The following is a 16240-nucleotide window of genomic DNA, read 5'->3' as shown; positions in this document are numbered from 1 at the left end:
TCCTACGGCGACTACCTGCGCTGCGGGGCCATGGCCTCGCTCTCGCCCATCATGTCCGAGGTCAAGGCGGCCGCCGAGCGCGGCGTGGCCACGGTGGGCATCTGCAACGGCTTCCAGGTGCTGTGCGAGATGCGCCTCCTGCCGGGCGCCCTGCTGCGCAACGAGAAGCTGAAGTACGTCTGCAAGGCCATCGACCTGGAGGTCACCAACAGCCAGACCCGCTTCACCGCCGGCTACAAGGGCCGCCGCCAGGTCGCGATGACCGTGGGCAACGGCGAGGGCAACTTCTTCGCCGACGATGCCACCCTCGACCGGCTGGAGGGCGAGGGCCAGGTGGTGTTCCGCTACCTGAACAACCCCAACGGCTCGGCGCGCGATATCGCCGGCATCGTCAACGCCCGCGGCAACGTCCTGGGCCTCATGCCCCACCCGGACCGCGCCTTCGAGGCCGAGCTGGGCTCGGCCGACGGCGCGATCCTGTTCCAGAGCGCGCTGGCCAGCGCCTGACGCCCGCGCCAGTTGTGTCCGGCGCGCCGCGGCCTCTAAGGTCGCGCCACGATCCGCCCCCGAGGAGTCCTATGCGTTTCCAGTTGCTTCTGGCCGGCGCCGCTGCGTGCGCCGCGCTCGCCCTGTCCCCGGCGTCAGCCCAGACGCCGCCGATGACCCCCGACATCGCCAAGGACTTCAAGTGGCCGACGGCGTCCTATGACTACGAGAAGCGCGTCGAGATGGTCCCCATGCGCGACGGCGTGAAACTCTACACGGTGATGATCATCCCGAAGGGCGCGAAGGACGCGCCGATCCTGCTCACGCGCACGCCCTACAACGCCAAGAAGACGGCCCAGCGCGCGCTGTCGCCGCACGCCGCCGCCACCGGGGCTCAGGTGGACGAACCGTTCCTCGCCGACGGCTACATCCGCGTCTACCAGGACGTCCGCGGCAAGCATGGCTCCGAGGGCGACTACGTGCTCACCCGGCCCCTGCGCGGTCCGCTCAACAACACCGCCGTCGACCACTCCACCGACGCCTACGACACCATCGATTGGCTGGTGAAGAACCTGAAGCAGAGCAACGGCCGCGTCGGGATCACCGGGTCGTCCTATCCCGGCTTCACCTCGGCCATGGCGCTCATCAACCCGCACCCGGCGCTGAAGGCGGCCGTGCCGCAGAGCCCGATGATCGACGGCTGGATGGGCGACGACTGGTTCCAGAACGGGGCGTTCCGCCAGATCAACTTCGACTGGTTCACCAGCCAGATGACCGAGAAGGGCGAAGGCGACGACATCCCGCGCCAGGCCTTCGACGACTACGACAACTTCCTGCGCGCGGGCTCGGCCGGCGACTACGCCAAGGCCGCGGGCCTGGACCAGATCCCGTCGTGGCGGAAGGTCAGCGAACATCCCGCCTACGACGCCTTCTGGCAGGGCCAGGCGCTGGACAAGATCCTGGCGACCCAGCCGCTGAAGGTGCCCACCCTCTGGGTTGGCGCCCTGTGGGACCAGGAGGACATCTACGGCGCGATCCACGCCTACGAGGCCGTCGAGCCCAAGGACGCCGGCAACGACATGAACTTCCTGGCGCTCGGCCCCTGGCGGCACTCCGGCGTCAACTACGAACAGCGCCAGCTGGGCCCGAACCTGAAGCTGCCCGGCGACACGGCCACCGAGTTCCGCCTGACCGTGATGAAGCCGTTCCTCGACAGCCACCTGAAGACGAACGCGCCCAAGGCCGACATCCCGCCGGTGTTCATCTTCGACAGTGGGTCGATGAAGTGGAACCGGCTCCAGAAGTACCCGCAGGCGTGCGAAACGGGCTGCGCGGCGACGCTGAAGCCGCTCTACCTGACCCCCGGGCTCGGCCTCTCGTTCGACAAGGCAGTGAACGGCGCGGCGTTCGAGGAGTACGTCTCCGACCCTGCCAAGCCAGTCCCTTACGTCCGCCGCCCGGTGCGCTGGGACGACGCCGATCAGTGGCGCTTCTGGCTGACCTCGGACCAACGCCACGTCGACGGCCGGCCCGACGTGCTCACCTTCGTCACCGAGCCCCTGAAGGCGCCGCTGAAGATCTCGGGCGAGCCGGTGGTGAACCTCTACGCCTCCACCAGCGGGACCGACAGCGACTGGGTGGTGAAGCTGATCGACGTCTATCCCGACGTGGTGCCGTCGGACGCGCCCATGGGCGGCTACGAGCTGGGCGTGGCCATGGAGATCTTCCGCGGCCGCTACCGCGAGAGCTTCGAGAAGCCCTCGCCGATCCCCGCCGGCAAGGTCCAGCGCTACCGCTACGAGCTGCCGCCCACGAACCACGTGTTCCAGCCCGGCCACCGGATCATGGTGCAGGTCCAGTCGAGCTGGTTCCCGCTCTACGACCGCAATCCGCAGACCTTCGTGCCGAACATCTTCTTCGCGAAGCCGTCCGACTACAGGAAGGCGACCCAGCGCATCTACCTGACCGGCGACACGGCCTCGTCGATCGAGCTGCCCGTCGTGCCGGCGAACTAGGAGACCAGGGCGCCCAGGTCCTGCCCCTTCGGCGCGGCCGGCTCGCCGAGGATCTCGCGCTTCTTCGCCTCGGTGAAGGCGTGCAGCTTGTTCATGTAGGCGAGACGGCTGTAGTCGCGGCCGTGGGCGCTCAGCTTGTCGAACCAGTCGTCCTCGCCCAGCATCTCGCCCAGGCGCGGCGCGTTCCGGTGCAGCATCTGCACGTCGATCTTCTTGGGCTCCAGGCTGCGCAGGATGCCGCGGTTGAAGTGCGCGTGGATGGTCACCCGCTCGCCCGGCGCGGTGCGGTCGCCCTGCCAGTGCCAGACCCCGTGGTGGAAGTAGACCACGCTGCCCTTGGGCATCACGATCGGCACGCCCTGGTTATGGCCCTCGCCTTCGCGCGGCGGGCGGCGGTGCTTGTGGCTGCCGGGCACGATCCAGGTGGGCCCGCTCTCGAGCGTCCAGTCCTCCAGCGCCCACACGCCGACCCCGGTCAGCGAGAACTCCGGATAGGGCTCGGGCACGTGGGCGTAGTCGGTGTGCATCGGGATGAAGCCCGGGCCGGGCCCGCGCCGGATGGCCGAGATCGAGGCGATGACCGCGCCGCGCCCCAGCGAGGCGTCGATCAGCGTCATCAGTTGCGGGTTCTGCAGCAGCAGCTCGAATTCGCGACCGTGGTAGGTCATCCAGTTCAGCGTGGTGACGCCCTGCGACGACAGCGCGCGCAGGGTCGCGGTCCGCACCTCGTCGGCGAACTCGTCCGAGATGGCGCGCTCGATGACCGTATAGCCCTGCTCCTCCATCTCGCGGATCTTGCCGGCGACGCCCAGCCGCCGCGCGCGATGCTCAAGGTCGGGGTTCTCGACCGTTCGGCGGCCCATGTGGTCGTGGAAGTGCATCATCAACTCGGAGGCCTCCGGCTGCAGCCGCCCCTTCATGCGCACCGTGCCCTTGCCGAAGGCGTTGTCGACCTCGCGCTGCATGGCCTTCCACGCGCCCGGCGCCATGACGCCCACGAACTGCGCCGACATCAGCGCCGCCTGGTAGTCGCCCTCGACCGTCACGTCCGCCGAGCCGTCGAAGCCGCGGGTGATCGAGAACGCCTCGCCGTCGAAGCGGGCGGTCCAACTGGCTGCATCGTCCGGAAACTGCAGGTGCGGCGGCGCGTCCGCAAACCGCTCGCTGACCGCGAAGGGCGCCGGCGGCTTGCGCCCCTCGAACCATCGCCGCGCCTCGTCCAGCCAGGCGTCGGACATGAACTCGAACCGATCCGGCAGGGTGTACATTCGCCGTTCTCCCAGCCTGCTCTGCGTCAGGTGGGCGAAGAGTCCGCCCCTTCCGCGAGGGCAGGTCAATGCCGTGCGCGCGGCTGCCGTGGCGGCGCCATTGACCGGAGCCGCGGTCGGGTCCGCAATGGGCGCATGAGCGTCTCCGATCCGCCCGTCCGGGAGGTCGTCCCGGCCCATCGCTTCGACGAGGCCGGCCTGCACACGTGGCTGCGCGCGCGGGTGCCCGAGGTGGGCCACCGGCTCGAGGTCCGCCAGTTCCAAGGCGGGGCGTCGAACCCCACGTTCCTGCTCACAACCGACGGCGGCCACCGCTTCGTGCTGCGCAAGAAACCGCCGGGCCAGCTGCTCTCCAGTGCGCACCAGGTGGACCGCGAGTACCGCGTCATGAAGGCCCTGCACGGCCTGGTCCCGGTCCCGAAGATGCGCGCGCTGTGCGAGGACCCGGACGTCATCGGCACCGCCTTCTACGTCATGGACTACCTGGAAGGCCGCATCTTCCGCGACGCGACCCTGCCCGACCTCTCGCCATCTGACCGGTCCGAGATCTACGACGACCTCAACGCCACGCTGGTGAAGCTCCACCAGGTGAACTTCGAAGCCGTGGGTTTGGGCGACTATGGCCGGCCCGGCGGCTACTTCGAGCGCCAGGTGGCGCGCTGGACCCGCCAGTACCGCGACGCCGAGTCCGAGAGCATCCCGGCCATGGACGCCCTCATCGAGCGGCTGCCGGCGCGCATTCCTGCGGACCAGTCGGTCTCCATAGCCCACGGCGACTACCGGCTCGAGAACGTGATGTACCACCCCACCGAGAACCGCATCATCGCGGTGCTCGACTGGGAGCTCTCCACCATCGGCCACCCGCTTGCCGATATCGCCTACAACTGTTTCCTGTGGCGCTCGCACTCGCCGGGTTGGGGCAGCCTGGACGGCGTCAACTTCAAGACCAGCGGCATCCCCACCGAGGCCGAATACGTCGCCCGCTACTGCGAGCGCACCGGCCGCGGCGAGATCGAGGACTGGCCGTTCCTGATGGCCTTCTCGATCTTCCGCCTCGCCTCGATCAGCCAGGGCGTGTACCGCCGCGTCCTGGCCGGCAACTCGGCCCGCGAAGGCGAGGCGATCAACGGCTGCCGGCCGCTGGCCGAACAGGCTCTCGCCATCCTGGAGGGCCGCGAATAGTCACCAGCCTCCACGCGTGTGGAGGCACCCATTCGAACCGCGGAAAACGCGGAAGAACGCGGAATTCGCTAGTGTCACCCTTCCGGGCTCTTCCGCGCTTTCCGCGGCTCCTTTCAAGGGACGCCGCTTCGCGGCAGTAGAACGCCATGCACCTCGGACTCGACGGCAAGGTCATCTTCGTCGCCGGCGCAAGCCGGGGCATCGGGCGCGGCATCGTGGAAGCCTGCCTGGCCGAGGGCGCGAAGCTCGCGATCACCGCCCGCGGCGCCGAGGCGCTGGAGGCCGAGCGCGCCCGGCTCGCCGAGGCCTATGGCGCGGACCGCCTGCTCGCGATCTCGGGCGACATGCGCGACACCACGGTCATCGAGGACGCCGTCGCCCGCACCGAGGCCGAGCTCGGCCCGATCTTCGGCGCGGTCGCCAACGTCGGGCTCTACCCCTGCCCGCCCGGCTTCGAGGTGGACGACGAGACCTGGGACGCCGGCTTCACCCAGAACCTCGACTCGGCGTGGCGGCTCGCCCGCACGGCGCTGCGCGTCATGACCCCCCGCGGCGAAGGCTCGGTGCTGATGATCAGCTCCATCGCCGGCCTGGGCGCCCTGGGCACCGCCATGACCTACGGCACCTCCAAGGCGGCCATGAACCACATGACCAAGGAACTGGCGCGCATCGCCGGGCCGAAGAACGTCCGGGTCAACGCCATCGCGCCCGGAAACATCATCTTCCCGGGCGGGACCTGGGAGGCCAACTCCACCGGCCCCCGGGCCGAGAACTGGGCCCGCTGGATCCGCCGCGAGGTGCCGCTCAACCGCTACGGCACGCCTGAGGAGATCGGCGCCGTCGCCGCCTTCCTGCTCTCGCCGCTGGCCAGCTTCGTCACCGGCGCCGTGGTGCCGGTGGACGGCGGCCAGACCCGCTAGGGCTTCGCCGGCGTGAGCTCCGGGAACTTCACGCCGAGCTGGTCCAGGTAGGTCGGGTACTTCGCCGCGTCGTAGTACAGCGGCTTCATCTGCGGCCGGTAGGTGGCCATGATCCCGCTGTTGCGCTCGATCGCCGGCTTGTCGGTCGCCGTCAGGATGGGCGCGTATTTGCCCTCCTTCGGCTGCTCGGTCTCGAAGTAGCGCTTCGCCTCGGGCAGCAGCTTGGGATCCATCAGCAGGTCCAGCACCGTCATCGCCACGACCTTGCCGCCCGCCACGACGCCCTTGTGCGCCACAGGCGTGGCCATGGCGATGGCGTTCGACCAGTGGTGTCCCGGCAGGTTCGGGATGTTCGACGGATAGTTCAGCACCACCGTCGGCACGGCCCAGGACACGTCGCCGATATCATCCGAGCCGCCGCTGACTGGCGGGTCCACGGGCGCGCCCAGCGGCCGCAGCTTGGTTGCGAGCCCGTCCTCCTCGCCGCCCACCAGCTTCTGGGTGGCGCGGGCGAACGCCTGCTCGTCGGCGGTCCAGGTCGGCAGCCCCACCCTGTCGATGTTGGCCTTCATCGCCGTGGCGATCGGCTTGTTGAAGTGCTGCGGCGCCGCCACGCCCACCACGCGGCGCGAGACGGTCGTGTCGGTCATGGCCGCAGCCGCCTCGGCGATCTTGTTCCCGAGGGCGAAGTTCTTGCCGATGTTCTCAAAGTCGATCTCGCGGAAGAAGTACCAGACGGTCGCCCGCGACGGCACGACGTTGGGCTGGTCGCCGCCGTCCGAGATCACATAGTGCGAGCGCTGGACCGGCCGCAGATGCTCGCGGCGCATGTTCCAGGCGATGTTCATCAGCTCCACCGCGTCCAGCGCGCTCTTGCCGCGCCAGGGGGCGTTGGCCGAGTGCGCCGAGTCGCCGGCGAAGGTGTACTCGACCGAGACCATGCCGGTGCCCCGCGGCCGTCCCCAGGCAGTCGCCAGGTTGTCGCCCACGTGGGTGAAGATGGCCGCGTCCGCGCCCTTGAAGACGCCGTCACGCACGAAATAGGCCTTCGCGCCCAGGAGTTCCTCGGCGACCCCCGGCCACAGCACCAAGGTCCCGGCGATCTTCTCCCGGGTCATGATCTCCTTCAGCGCCAGGGCGGCGACGATGTTCACCGCCTGGCCTGAGTTGTGACCCTCGCCGTGGCCCGGCGCGCCCTCGACCATCGGTTTGCGGTAGGCCACGCCCGGCGTCTGCGAGGCTTTGGGGATGCCGTCGATGTCGCTGCCCAGCGCGATCACCGGCCCGCCGGAGCCCACAGGTGAACTCCACGTCGCCGTCCAGGCCGTCGGCATGCCCGAGACGCCGCGCGTCACGGTGAATCCGTTCTTCTCGAGGAGATCGGTCAGGTAGCGGGAGGTCTCGACCTCCTGGTAGCCCAGCTCGCCGAAGCTGAAGACCGTGTCGACGATCTCCTGCGCCAACTTGGCTCGGCCATCGACCTTGGCCGCGGCCTCGGCCTTCAGCTTGGCCGGCGCGGCCGCCATCACGGGCGTTCCCACCATCAGCGCGACCGCCGCAACGCCCGCAAGTATCCCCCGCACCATCCCGCCCTCCCGCATGCCGAGCCGCCAGCCGGGCACGCCCCCGTCTGGAAATCAAGCGACCTTCGTCAAGCCTTGCCGTAGTGGCGCTACGGCGCGATGCTCGCGTAGGTCGTACGGGGGAATGATCGTGGCCGAGATCACCGATCCGCCGCCGCAGGCCGTGCTGGACGACGCCGCCTCGCTCGCGCGCGAACTCGACAACGTGCCCGCCAAGACCGCCGGCAACCTCCTGATCGCCACCTGGAACATCCGCGCGTTCGGCAGCCTCACCCTGGAGTGGAGCGGCGGCCCGGACGCCGAGCCCAAGCGCGACCTCCACGCCGCCTACCTCATCGCCGAGATCCTGGCGCGGTTCGACGTGATCGCGATCCAGGAGGTCAAGGGTAACCTGCGCGCCCTGCGCCATGTGCTGAAGAAGCTGGGTCCGCAGTGGGGCTTCGTGATGACGGACGTGTCGCGCGGCGACGCCGCCAACGCGGAGCGGCTGGCCTTCATCTTCGACACCGCGCGCCTGAAGCTCTCGGGCCTCGCCTGCGAACTGGTCGTGCCCGAGTTCAACGACGGCCAGACGGCCGCGCCGGCCAACGCTCGCCAGCAGCAGTTCGCGCGCACGCCCTACGCGGTCAGCTTCCTGCGGGGCGACAAGACCTTCGTGCTGGTCACGCTCCACGTGGATTATGGCGCCGCCGCCGCCGAACGGACGCCCGAGCTCAAGGCCATCGCCGAGTGGCTGCTCGACTGGGCCAGCCGGATGAACGAGTACGAGCAGAACCTCATCTGCCTGGGCGACTTCAACATCGACCGCCGCGACGACGAGCGCTGGCAGGCTTTCGCCTCCACTGGCCTGACGGTGCCCGCAGAGCTCAACGACGTGCCCCGGACGCTCTCCGCCTCGCCCGACGATCCCCAGCGTAGCCACTTCTACGACCAGATCGCCTGGTTCGAGGAAGTGGGCGGCCGGCCCTATCTCTCCCTGGACTTCGTCGACGCCGGCGGCATCAACTTCCAGGGTCTCGTGCTCCGGGATCTCAGCCGCGAGGCCCTCTCGTACCGAATGAGCGACCACTATCCGCTCTGGGCCGCCTTCACCGTCTGACGCGGTTGCGCCCGCACGCCTTAGGCCTTGATGACCCGGCTGTAGCGTCGCCGCGGGTGGTCCGCGTCCATCAGGTTGCGGCGGTCGCGGACCTCGATGTCCTCCTTCACGGCCTTGGGCTCGAGGCCAGCCATGCTGCGGTAGACGCACATGGCCACCGCCATGGGCACGGCTGCCCGCAGTCCGAGCAGGAAGCCGACCGGCCCGAGCAGCAGGGTGAGCAGCAGCGGCGCCGTCGCGCCGGCCACGAGGTACGCACGGTACGAGGTCTTCCCAATCGCGCGCAGCAAGACCTGCCCCAACATCACCAGCGCCGCGAACGGGAGTGGCGCCATGAGGCCCATCAGGAGGATCACGTGGAGCTGCGATTGGATGGCCAGCGCCACCATCTTGTTCAGAGGCATCTGCTGGCCGCTCGCCATCCAGCCCTGGACTTCGGCCGGAATGGCGAAGGCCATGGAGATGAGCCCGAATAGACCTGACGACAGCAGCGCGGCGACGAACGCCACGGGGAATGACGTGCGGACCTGTACCGGCCCGCTGAAATATTCGGCGTCCCCGGTGTCGACCAGCGCCGGCTCTACCTTGGTCTGCGCGGCGGCCAGGGTCGCTTCCAGAACGGCCGGATCGTCGCCGTCGGCCTCCAGGCCCGCGCGCCAACGATAGCTGAAGCCCATGATCAGGCCGGCGACGATCGGGATAGCCAGGAAGTAGCTGAGGTTTCCCAGGACGATCAGATTACGCCAACCCTGCAGCGGCGTCTGGCTGGCGACGGTGATCAGCGCCGCCACACTGCCCAGGCCGGCGTAGGCCCAGCGACCGCCGACGCCGTACCGACGCAGCGTCAGGTGGCCCAGCAGGAATAGGGCGAGGTAGGTCAACGCCCCGCGCACTGCCTGGAACACCAGCGCGTCCGGGCTGCTCACGGCCTCGAGGATCTCGCGCTGTGGCTCGGGAGGAGGCGGAGGGGGCCCTGGCGGTTCCCGCGGCGCCTCGCCGTCCCTGTGGAAGCTCGGCAGGCGCGGATCGGGTTGCATCGGCCTGAGGCCGCCCTCGGGAAGCGGCGCGGCCTGCAGCGACTCCCTCGTCACCGGCTTCGGCGACGAACCGTCGCCTACGGTCACGAGCGACAACACCCCCGCCACCACGGCGCCGGCGGCCAGCGCGCCGCCGCTAGTTCGAACTCTCATCGGACACCCCACACGCACTGCGCGTGAGGGTAGCGACTGCGCTCATAACATGTGCCTAAGAATCAGGGTTAAGCCGGCTTCGGGCTCTATGACCCTCCCCGCCCCTCGCGCCCCGCGGAGAGTCCGTCTAGAAGGCGCGCCATGAGCGCCCAGCCCTCCAAGACCATGGCCGCGAAGGCCGCCGAGTACGGCCTGAAGCCGGAAGAATACGACCTCATCGTCCGGCGGCTGAACCGCGAGCCCAACGACGTCGAGCTGGGCGTCTTCTCGGTGATGTGGTCCGAGCACTGCAGCTACAAGTCCAGCCGCAAGCACCTCGGCAAGTTCCCCACCAGCGGCCCGAAGGTGATCCAGGGCCCGGGCGAGAACGCCGGCGTCATCGATATCGGCGACGGCGAGGCCTGCATCTTCAAGATGGAGAGCCACAACCACCCCTCCTACATCGAGCCGTACCAGGGCGCGGCCACCGGCGTTGGCGGCATCATGCGCGATGTCTTCACCATGGGCGCGCGGCCCGTCGCGCTCCTGAACGCGCTGCGCTTCGGCGACCCGTCGCACCCCAAGACCAAGCGCCTCGTCTCGGGCGTGGTCGCGGGCATCGGCGGCTACGGCAATTGCGTCGGCGTGCCGACCGTGGCCGGCGAGACCAACTTCCACCGTGGCTACGACGGCAACATCCTGGTCAACGCCATGTGCGTGGGCCTGGCCGACGCGGACAAGATCTTCTACTCGGCCGCCCCCGCCACGGGCCTCAGCGTCGTCTACTTCGGCTCCAAGACCGGCCGCGACGGCATCCACGGCGCCACCATGGCCTCGGCCGAGTTCTCGGAAGACGCCGAGGAGAAGCGGCCCACCGTCCAGGTCGGCGACCCCTTCGCCGAAAAGCTGCTGATCGAGGCCACCCTGGAGCTGATGGCCTCCGGCGCCGTCGCCGCCATCCAGGACATGGGCGCCGCCGGCCTCACCTCCTCCTCGGTCGAGATGGCCGGCAAGGGCGGCGTCGGTATCGAGCTGGACCTCGACCACGTGCCCCAGCGCGAAGAGCACATGACGGCCTACGAGATGATGCTGTCGGAAAGCCAGGAGCGGATGCTGGCGATCCTGAAGCCGGGGCGCGAGCGCGACGGCCACGCCATCTTCGAGAAGTGGGGCCTGGACGCCGCCATCATCGGCAAGACCACCGACACCGGCCACCTGGTCCTGAAGCACCACGGCGAGACCGTCGCCGACGTGCCGCTCGCGCCGCTGTTCGACGACGCCCCGCTCTACGACCGCCCCTGGGTCGCGCCGACTCCGCAGCCGCGCCTCGACCCGCTTAGCATCGCACCGCCCGGCGACTTCGCGGCCGCGACCGTGAAACTGATGAGCGCGCCCGACATGGCCTCCAAGCGCTGGATCTGGGAGCAGTACGACCGCCACGTCATGGCCGACACGCTGGAGGACTCGGCCACCGGCGCCGACGCCGGCGTGGTCCGCGTGCACGGTGGCAGGAAGGCGCTGGCCGTCACCTCCGACTGCACGCCGCGCTACGTCCAGGCCGACCCCTACGAAGGCGGCAAACAGGCGGTGGCCGAGGCTTGGCGCAACCTGACCGCCGTGGGCGCGGCGCCGATCGCCATCACCGACAACCTGAACTTCGGCAACCCTGAGCGGCCCGAGATCATGGGCCAGATCGTGCGCTCCATCGACGGCATGGCCGAGGCCTGCCGCGAGCTCGACTTCCCGGTCGTGAGCGGCAACGTCAGCCTCTACAACGAGACCAACGGCGCGGCCATTCCGCCGACCCCCACGGTAGGCGGCGTGGGCCTGATCGCCGACTACGCGAAGCGCGCCGACTTCGGCTCGATGCAGGCGGGCGACGTGCTGGTGCTGCTGGGCGAGACCCGGGGTGAGTTTGGCGCGTCCATGTACCTGCGCGAGGTGCTGGGCCGCGAGGACGGCGCGCCGCCGTCGGTCGACCTGGCCCTCGAGAGGAAGACCGGCGACGTGGTCCGTCGCCTGATCCAGTCGGGCGCGGTGCGCACCGTCCACGACCTTTCCGACGGCGGCCTGATCGCCGCGGTCTGCGAGATGGCGCTGGCCTCGGACATGGGCGTCGAGCTGCGGCTCGCCGGAACCCCGCACGTACGCCTCTTCGCCGAGGACCAGGCCCGCTACCTGATCGCGGTCAAGGACCCCAACCCGGTGCTGGACGCCGCCCGCGCCGCCGGCCTCCCGGCCGAGATCCTGGGCGACGCCAAGGGTCAGTCCATCGCAATCGAACGCATCATGGACCTGCCGCTCACCGACCTGCGCAAGGCCCATGAGGGCTGGATGCCGGCGTTCATGGGGGAGACCGCGTGAGCCCGCTCCGCCCGGCCGAAGCCATCGAGCAGGCGCTGGGCGGACTGGCCGACAAGCCGCACGTCGCCTTCACGCTCTCGCTGCTGGGCCGGCCCGGATCGGCGGAGCGCATCCCCACGCCGGCCGCGGTGATCGACCTCGCCGCCTTCGATCGCAATGTCGCCAAGATGGCCGCTCGTGCGAGAGCCGCCGGCCTCGCGCTCCGCCCGCACGCCAAGTCCCACAAGTGCGCCGCCCTGGTCCGCCGGCAGATGGAGCAGGGCGCCGTCGGCATCTGCTGCGCCAAGCTGGCCGAGGCCGAGGCGCTGGCGGCGGAGGGGATCGGCCACATCCTGGTCACCTCGCCCATAGCCGGGGTGACCAACGCCGCCCGCGCCGCCCGCCTGGCTGCTGACCTGCCGGACTTCCGCATCGTGGTCGACCACCCCGACGCGGCCGCCGAGCTCGCCGCCGCCGCGACCGCGCCCATCCAGGTGGTGATCGACATCGACGTGGGCCTGGGCCGCACCGGCTGCCACGATCCCGAGCAGGCCGCCGCCGTCGCCCGCGCGGTCCTCGCCCAGCCCAGCCTCCGCCTGCTCGGCGTCCAGGGCTATGGCGGGAACTGGCAGCACCTGGAAGGCGCCAACGCCCGCGCCTCGGCCGTGGCCGCGGGCATGGAGAAACTCACCGCCGCCATCGACGCCATCCGCACGGCCGGCGGGACCGTCGACGTGGTCACTGGCGGCGGCACCGGCACCTTCACCGCCGACGCCGCCCAGGGCGTGCTCAACGAGGTCCAGCCCGGCTCGTACGCCTTCATGGACAAGGAGTACCGCGACGCGCTGAAAGCCGATCCCGACGGCGCCTTCGAGCAGGCGGCCACGGTCGTGACCACCGTTATCTCGGCCAACCATCCCAAATGGGTGACCCTGGACGCCGGCCTGAAGGCCTTCTCCACCGACGGGCCCATGCCCCAGCCGCTGACGCCGGAGTTCGCCGACTGCACCTATCGTTTCTTCGGCGACGAGCACGGCATGATCGGCCGCCCCGCGGGCCATCCCGTCGTCCGCGGCGAGCGCCTGGCGCTGGCGCCCGGCCACATCGACCCCACCCTCGACCGCTACGATCTCCTGCACCTGGTGCAGGACGGCGTGCTGGTCGACGTCGTCCGCCTGGAGGCCCGCGGCGCGTCGCAATAGACGTGAAATGCGGCGCGACTAGCGTTCGGCGAACCTTGGGGGAGGATGGCGATGCGGTGGGTCGCTCTTTTGGTGCTTGCGGCGCTGGTCGCCGGCCCCGCGTGGTCCCAGTCCGAGACCGAGCTCTACGAAGGCGGCGGCACGGCCCTCCTGGCCGCCCAGCGCGAGGTCACTCAGCGCAACATCGACATGGCCACCAAGGCGCTGCAGGCCAAGGACTACAAGACCGCGCGCAAGTACGCCCAGCCCGTCACCCGCGCCGACCCCAAGCGGGTCGAGTCCTGGCTCCTCCTCGGCGCCGCGCAGCAAGGCCTGCAGGACTGGAAGGGCGCGCGGACGACCTACACCACCGCCGTGCGCCTGTTCCCGTCGCATCCAGAAGCGCGCGCGGGCCTGGGCATCGCGCTCGCCCGGACCAGCGATCCCAAGGCCACGGTCCAGCTCGCGTGGCTCGACGCCAAGCTGAAGGAATGCGGCGGCTGCTGGCAGGCCGGCCAGCTCGCGAAGTTCAAGGCCGACGTGGAAACCGCTATCCGCGAGACCCCGGCCAGGGGTGCGTAGCTTCAGTTCAGGCTGAACCAGCCGCCGACCACGCAGCTCGCCTGGCCCTCCCGCACCGTCACCGTGAGCCGCTTGCCAGGCGCGGCCTCGTACGCGGTCGTCGCCGCCGCGGTCTTCACGACGACGGCCCCCGGATTGTTGAACTGGCAGACATGGTAGACCCGCTCTTCGAGCAGGGCCGGCTCCCGGAAGCCGGCACAGCTCACCGCCCCGAACGAGCGCGTGAAGGTGGTCGCGCCGTAGGTGTGGCTCATCGGCGGGCGCCTATGACTCACCGCCCGCGACGACGGCTCCGTCACCACCGGGCATGCGGGCCCCTCGATCGCCCAGGCCCGCCGCTCGGCGAGCCCCGTCAGGACCCCCTGGAGCGCGAGCAGCCCTGGGATCGCCGCGACACAAACGGCCATTCCGGCCAGCGACAGCATGTTGCCGACCTGCCGCCGTCGCTCCCTCGCGCGCTCGCGCTGCCGCAGGATCTCGAGCCGGCCCGCCTCGGTGTCGGACATCCGCACTTCCTATTACGTTTGTAATAGGAGAATGGCCGAACATTTGACGGTTGTAAATCAGCGCAGCTCCAGCCCCTTTAGCTCCCCGGCCTCGCGCCAGGCCTTCAGCACCTCGAAGAACACGAGCGGCCCCGCGCCGTACATCTCCGAGAAGAAGCCCTGCCGGTTCCCGGCCATGCCCTCCGAGTTGTAGTAGCCTGGCGTGCACTCCGTGTAGAAGCGCTGCCCCATGCGGGCCAGGGTGCGGATCTCCTGCACGTACTCGGCTTCCGCCTCGGCCGTCGGCTCCAGCACCTGCGCGCCGCGGGCCTGGGCTTGGGTCACCACATGCGCCACGTGCTTGGCCTGCTCGTTCAGCGCCTGCGGCACGCTGATGGTGATCGCCGTCTGGGTGAAGCCCAGGAAGAAGCAGTTCGGGAAGCCGTGGCTGGTCAGGCCGTGCAGGGTGCGCAGGCCGTCGCTCCAGTGCTCGGACAATGTGGTCCCGCCCCGGCCCACGATGTCGTAGCCGGCCCGCCTGGTGTACGACGTGCCTACCTCGAAGCCGGTCGCGAAGATCAGGCAGTCGACGGGATACTCCTGCCCGTTCGCCACCACGCCGGTCTTCGTCAGCCGCTCGACGCCCCTCCCGTGGGTGTCCACCAGGGTCACGCTCGGGCGGTTGAAGGTCTGCAGGTACTCGTCGTGGAAGCACGGCCGCTTGCAGAACTGACGGTACCAGGGCTTCAGCGCCGCCGCGGTCGCCGGGTCCTGGACGAGCGTGTCCACGCGGGACCGCACCTGGTTCATCTTGCGGTAGTCCGCCAGCTCCAGCAGCTCCGCGCGCTCCTCGCTGGTCAGCCGCCGGCCCAGCGCCTTGCCGGCCGCCTTCACCGCCGCGCCCTGCAGGTTGCGGAAGATGTCGGTCCAGCCGTCATGCACCAGGTCCACCTCGGCGTCGCCGCCCGAGACGAGGGTATTGAAGTTGTCCATCCGGTGCTGCTGCCAGCCCGGCTGCAGGGACTGCGCCCACGCCGGGTCGGTCGGGGCGTTGTTGCGTACGTCCACCGACGACGGCGTGCGCTGGAAGACGTAGAGTTCCTTCGCCCATTCGCCGAGGTGGGGCACGCACTGGATCGCCGTGGCGCCCGTGCCGATGATCCCGACGCGCTTGTCGGCCAGACCCGTCAGCCCGCCCGACGAGTCGCCGCCGGTGTAGCGGTAGTCCCAACGGCTGGTGTGGAAGGTGTGGCCAGCGAAGTCGTGGATGCCCGGGATGCCCGGCAGCTTCGGCCGGCTGAGCGGCCCGTTGGCCATGGCCACGTAGCGCGCCTTGAACCGGTCGCCGCGGTTGGTCTCGACAACCCACTTCCCGTCCGCCTCGTCCCAGGTCATCCCGGTGATCGAGGTCTGCATCAGCGCCTTGTCGTAGAGGCCGAAGTGCCGCGCGATCGCCCGGGAGTGCTCCAGGATCTCGGGCGCGAACGAATACTTGTGCTTGGGGATGTAGCCCAGCTCCTCGAGGAGCGGCAGGTAGACGTAACTCTCCACGTCGCACATCGCGCCGGGATAGCGGTTCCAGTACCAGGTCCCGCCGAAGTCGCCCGCCGCCTCGACCACGCGGAGGTTCTGGAAGCCGGCTTCCCTGAGCCGCGCGCCCATCAGCAGCCCGCCGAACCCGCCGCCGATGATCGCGAACTCCACCTCGTCGAACACCGGCTCGCGCGTGAATCCCGGCTCCACATAGGGGTCGTCGACATAGTGCGAGAACTCGGCCTTCACCTCCGTGTACTGGCCGATCCCGTCCTCGCGCAGGCGCTTGTCGCGCTCGGCCAGGTACTTGGCGTGCAGGGCGTCGGGATCGAAGTCGATCTCACCGACGATGGCAGTCAGTTCGGGTCGGATCGTCATGGCCGGAATTGTGCCG

13 protein-coding genes are annotated in these 16240 nt (G+C 69.6%); 8 read left to right on the top strand and 5 right to left on the bottom strand.

What is annotated here, in order from left to right; translation table 11 throughout:
* Both purQ and VGD44_RS02825 read left to right on the top strand, forming a co-directional pair.
* On the top strand, positions 1 to 507 hold a 507-nt coding region (gene purQ / locus VGD44_RS02830; RefSeq protein ID WP_331083667.1), incomplete at its 5' end, for a phosphoribosylformylglycinamidine synthase subunit PurQ.
* A gap of 71 nt (positions 508 to 578) precedes the next feature.
* A complete protein-coding gene (locus VGD44_RS02825; RefSeq protein WP_331083665.1) occupies positions 579 to 2501 on the top strand; it encodes a CocE/NonD family hydrolase in 1923 nt (640 codons plus the stop codon).
* Here VGD44_RS02825 and VGD44_RS02820 read toward each other — a convergent pair.
* On the bottom strand, positions 2498 to 3769 hold the full coding sequence (locus tag VGD44_RS02820) for a phytanoyl-CoA dioxygenase family protein (protein WP_331083663.1): 1272 nt from the start codon (positions 3767 to 3769) through the stop codon (positions 2498 to 2500). The genes VGD44_RS02825 and VGD44_RS02820 overlap by 4 nt on opposite strands.
* A 135-nt stretch (positions 3770 to 3904) precedes the next feature.
* Between VGD44_RS02820 and VGD44_RS02815 the strand changes: the two genes are divergently transcribed.
* Together VGD44_RS02815 and VGD44_RS02810 are read left to right on the top strand one after the other, a co-directional pair.
* Positions 3905 to 4951 (top strand): phosphotransferase family protein, encoded by a 1047-nt coding sequence (locus VGD44_RS02815; protein ID WP_331083661.1) that lies wholly within the window; start codon positions 3905 to 3907, stop codon positions 4949 to 4951.
* A 146-nt stretch (positions 4952 to 5097) separates the two neighbouring features.
* Positions 5098 to 5871, top strand: a complete 774-nt coding sequence (locus tag VGD44_RS02810; protein WP_331083659.1) for an SDR family oxidoreductase — start codon at positions 5098 to 5100, stop codon at positions 5869 to 5871.
* Here VGD44_RS02810 and VGD44_RS02805 read toward each other — a convergent pair.
* Positions 5868 to 7454: an amidohydrolase gene (locus VGD44_RS02805; RefSeq protein WP_331083657.1), complete on the bottom strand. Its 1587-nt coding sequence runs from the start codon at positions 7452 to 7454 to the stop codon at positions 5868 to 5870. The two genes, VGD44_RS02810 and VGD44_RS02805, sit on opposite strands and share 4 nt — an antisense overlap.
* A 130-nt stretch (positions 7455 to 7584) precedes the next feature.
* On the opposite strand from VGD44_RS02805, the gene VGD44_RS02800 reads away from it, so the two are divergent.
* A complete protein-coding gene (locus VGD44_RS02800) occupies positions 7585 to 8553 on the top strand; it encodes an endonuclease/exonuclease/phosphatase family protein (RefSeq protein ID WP_331083655.1) in 969 nt (322 codons plus the stop codon).
* Positions 8554 to 8573: 20 nt separating this feature from the next.
* On the opposite strand, the gene VGD44_RS02795 is transcribed toward VGD44_RS02800, so the two are convergent.
* A complete protein-coding gene (locus VGD44_RS02795; protein ID WP_331083653.1) occupies positions 8574 to 9743 on the bottom strand; it encodes a hypothetical protein in 1170 nt (389 codons plus the stop codon).
* A gap of 141 nt (positions 9744 to 9884) precedes the next feature.
* Between VGD44_RS02795 and purL the strand changes: the two genes are divergently transcribed.
* Genes purL through VGD44_RS02780 form a run of 3 tightly spaced genes read left to right on the top strand, consistent with a single transcriptional unit; the run spans position 9885 to position 13828 of the window.
* Positions 9885 to 12086: a phosphoribosylformylglycinamidine synthase subunit PurL gene (gene purL, locus VGD44_RS02790; protein WP_331083651.1), complete on the top strand. Its 2202-nt coding sequence runs from the start codon at positions 9885 to 9887 to the stop codon at positions 12084 to 12086.
* The gene (locus tag VGD44_RS02785) at positions 12083 to 13267 is read left to right on the top strand and encodes an alanine racemase (protein ID WP_331083649.1); all 1185 of its coding nucleotides are present in this window, start codon (positions 12083 to 12085) and stop codon (positions 13265 to 13267) included. Before purL ends, VGD44_RS02785 begins: the two co-directional genes overlap by 4 nt.
* A 51-nt stretch (positions 13268 to 13318) precedes the next feature.
* Entirely contained in the window at positions 13319 to 13828 is a 510-nt protein-coding gene (locus VGD44_RS02780; RefSeq protein WP_331083647.1) for a tetratricopeptide repeat protein, read from the top strand.
* Between the two features lie 2 nt (positions 13829 to 13830).
* On the opposite strand, the gene VGD44_RS02775 is transcribed toward VGD44_RS02780, so the two are convergent.
* Both VGD44_RS02775 and VGD44_RS02770 read right to left on the bottom strand, forming a co-directional pair.
* On the bottom strand, positions 13831 to 14334 hold the full coding sequence (locus tag VGD44_RS02775; protein ID WP_331083645.1) for a hypothetical protein: 504 nt from the start codon (positions 14332 to 14334) through the stop codon (positions 13831 to 13833).
* Between the two features lie 57 nt (positions 14335 to 14391).
* The coding region (locus VGD44_RS02770; RefSeq protein ID WP_331083643.1) for an NAD(P)/FAD-dependent oxidoreductase at positions 14392 to 16240 on the bottom strand (1849 nt) is incomplete at its 5' end.

Source organism: Phenylobacterium sp., from assembly GCF_036402295.1.
In the GTDB taxonomy this organism is placed as follows: Bacteria; Pseudomonadota; Alphaproteobacteria; order Caulobacterales; family Caulobacteraceae; genus Phenylobacterium.
The sequence above is the reverse complement of the archived record's forward strand: the minus strand, read 5'-3'. Positions and strand labels throughout refer to the sequence as shown.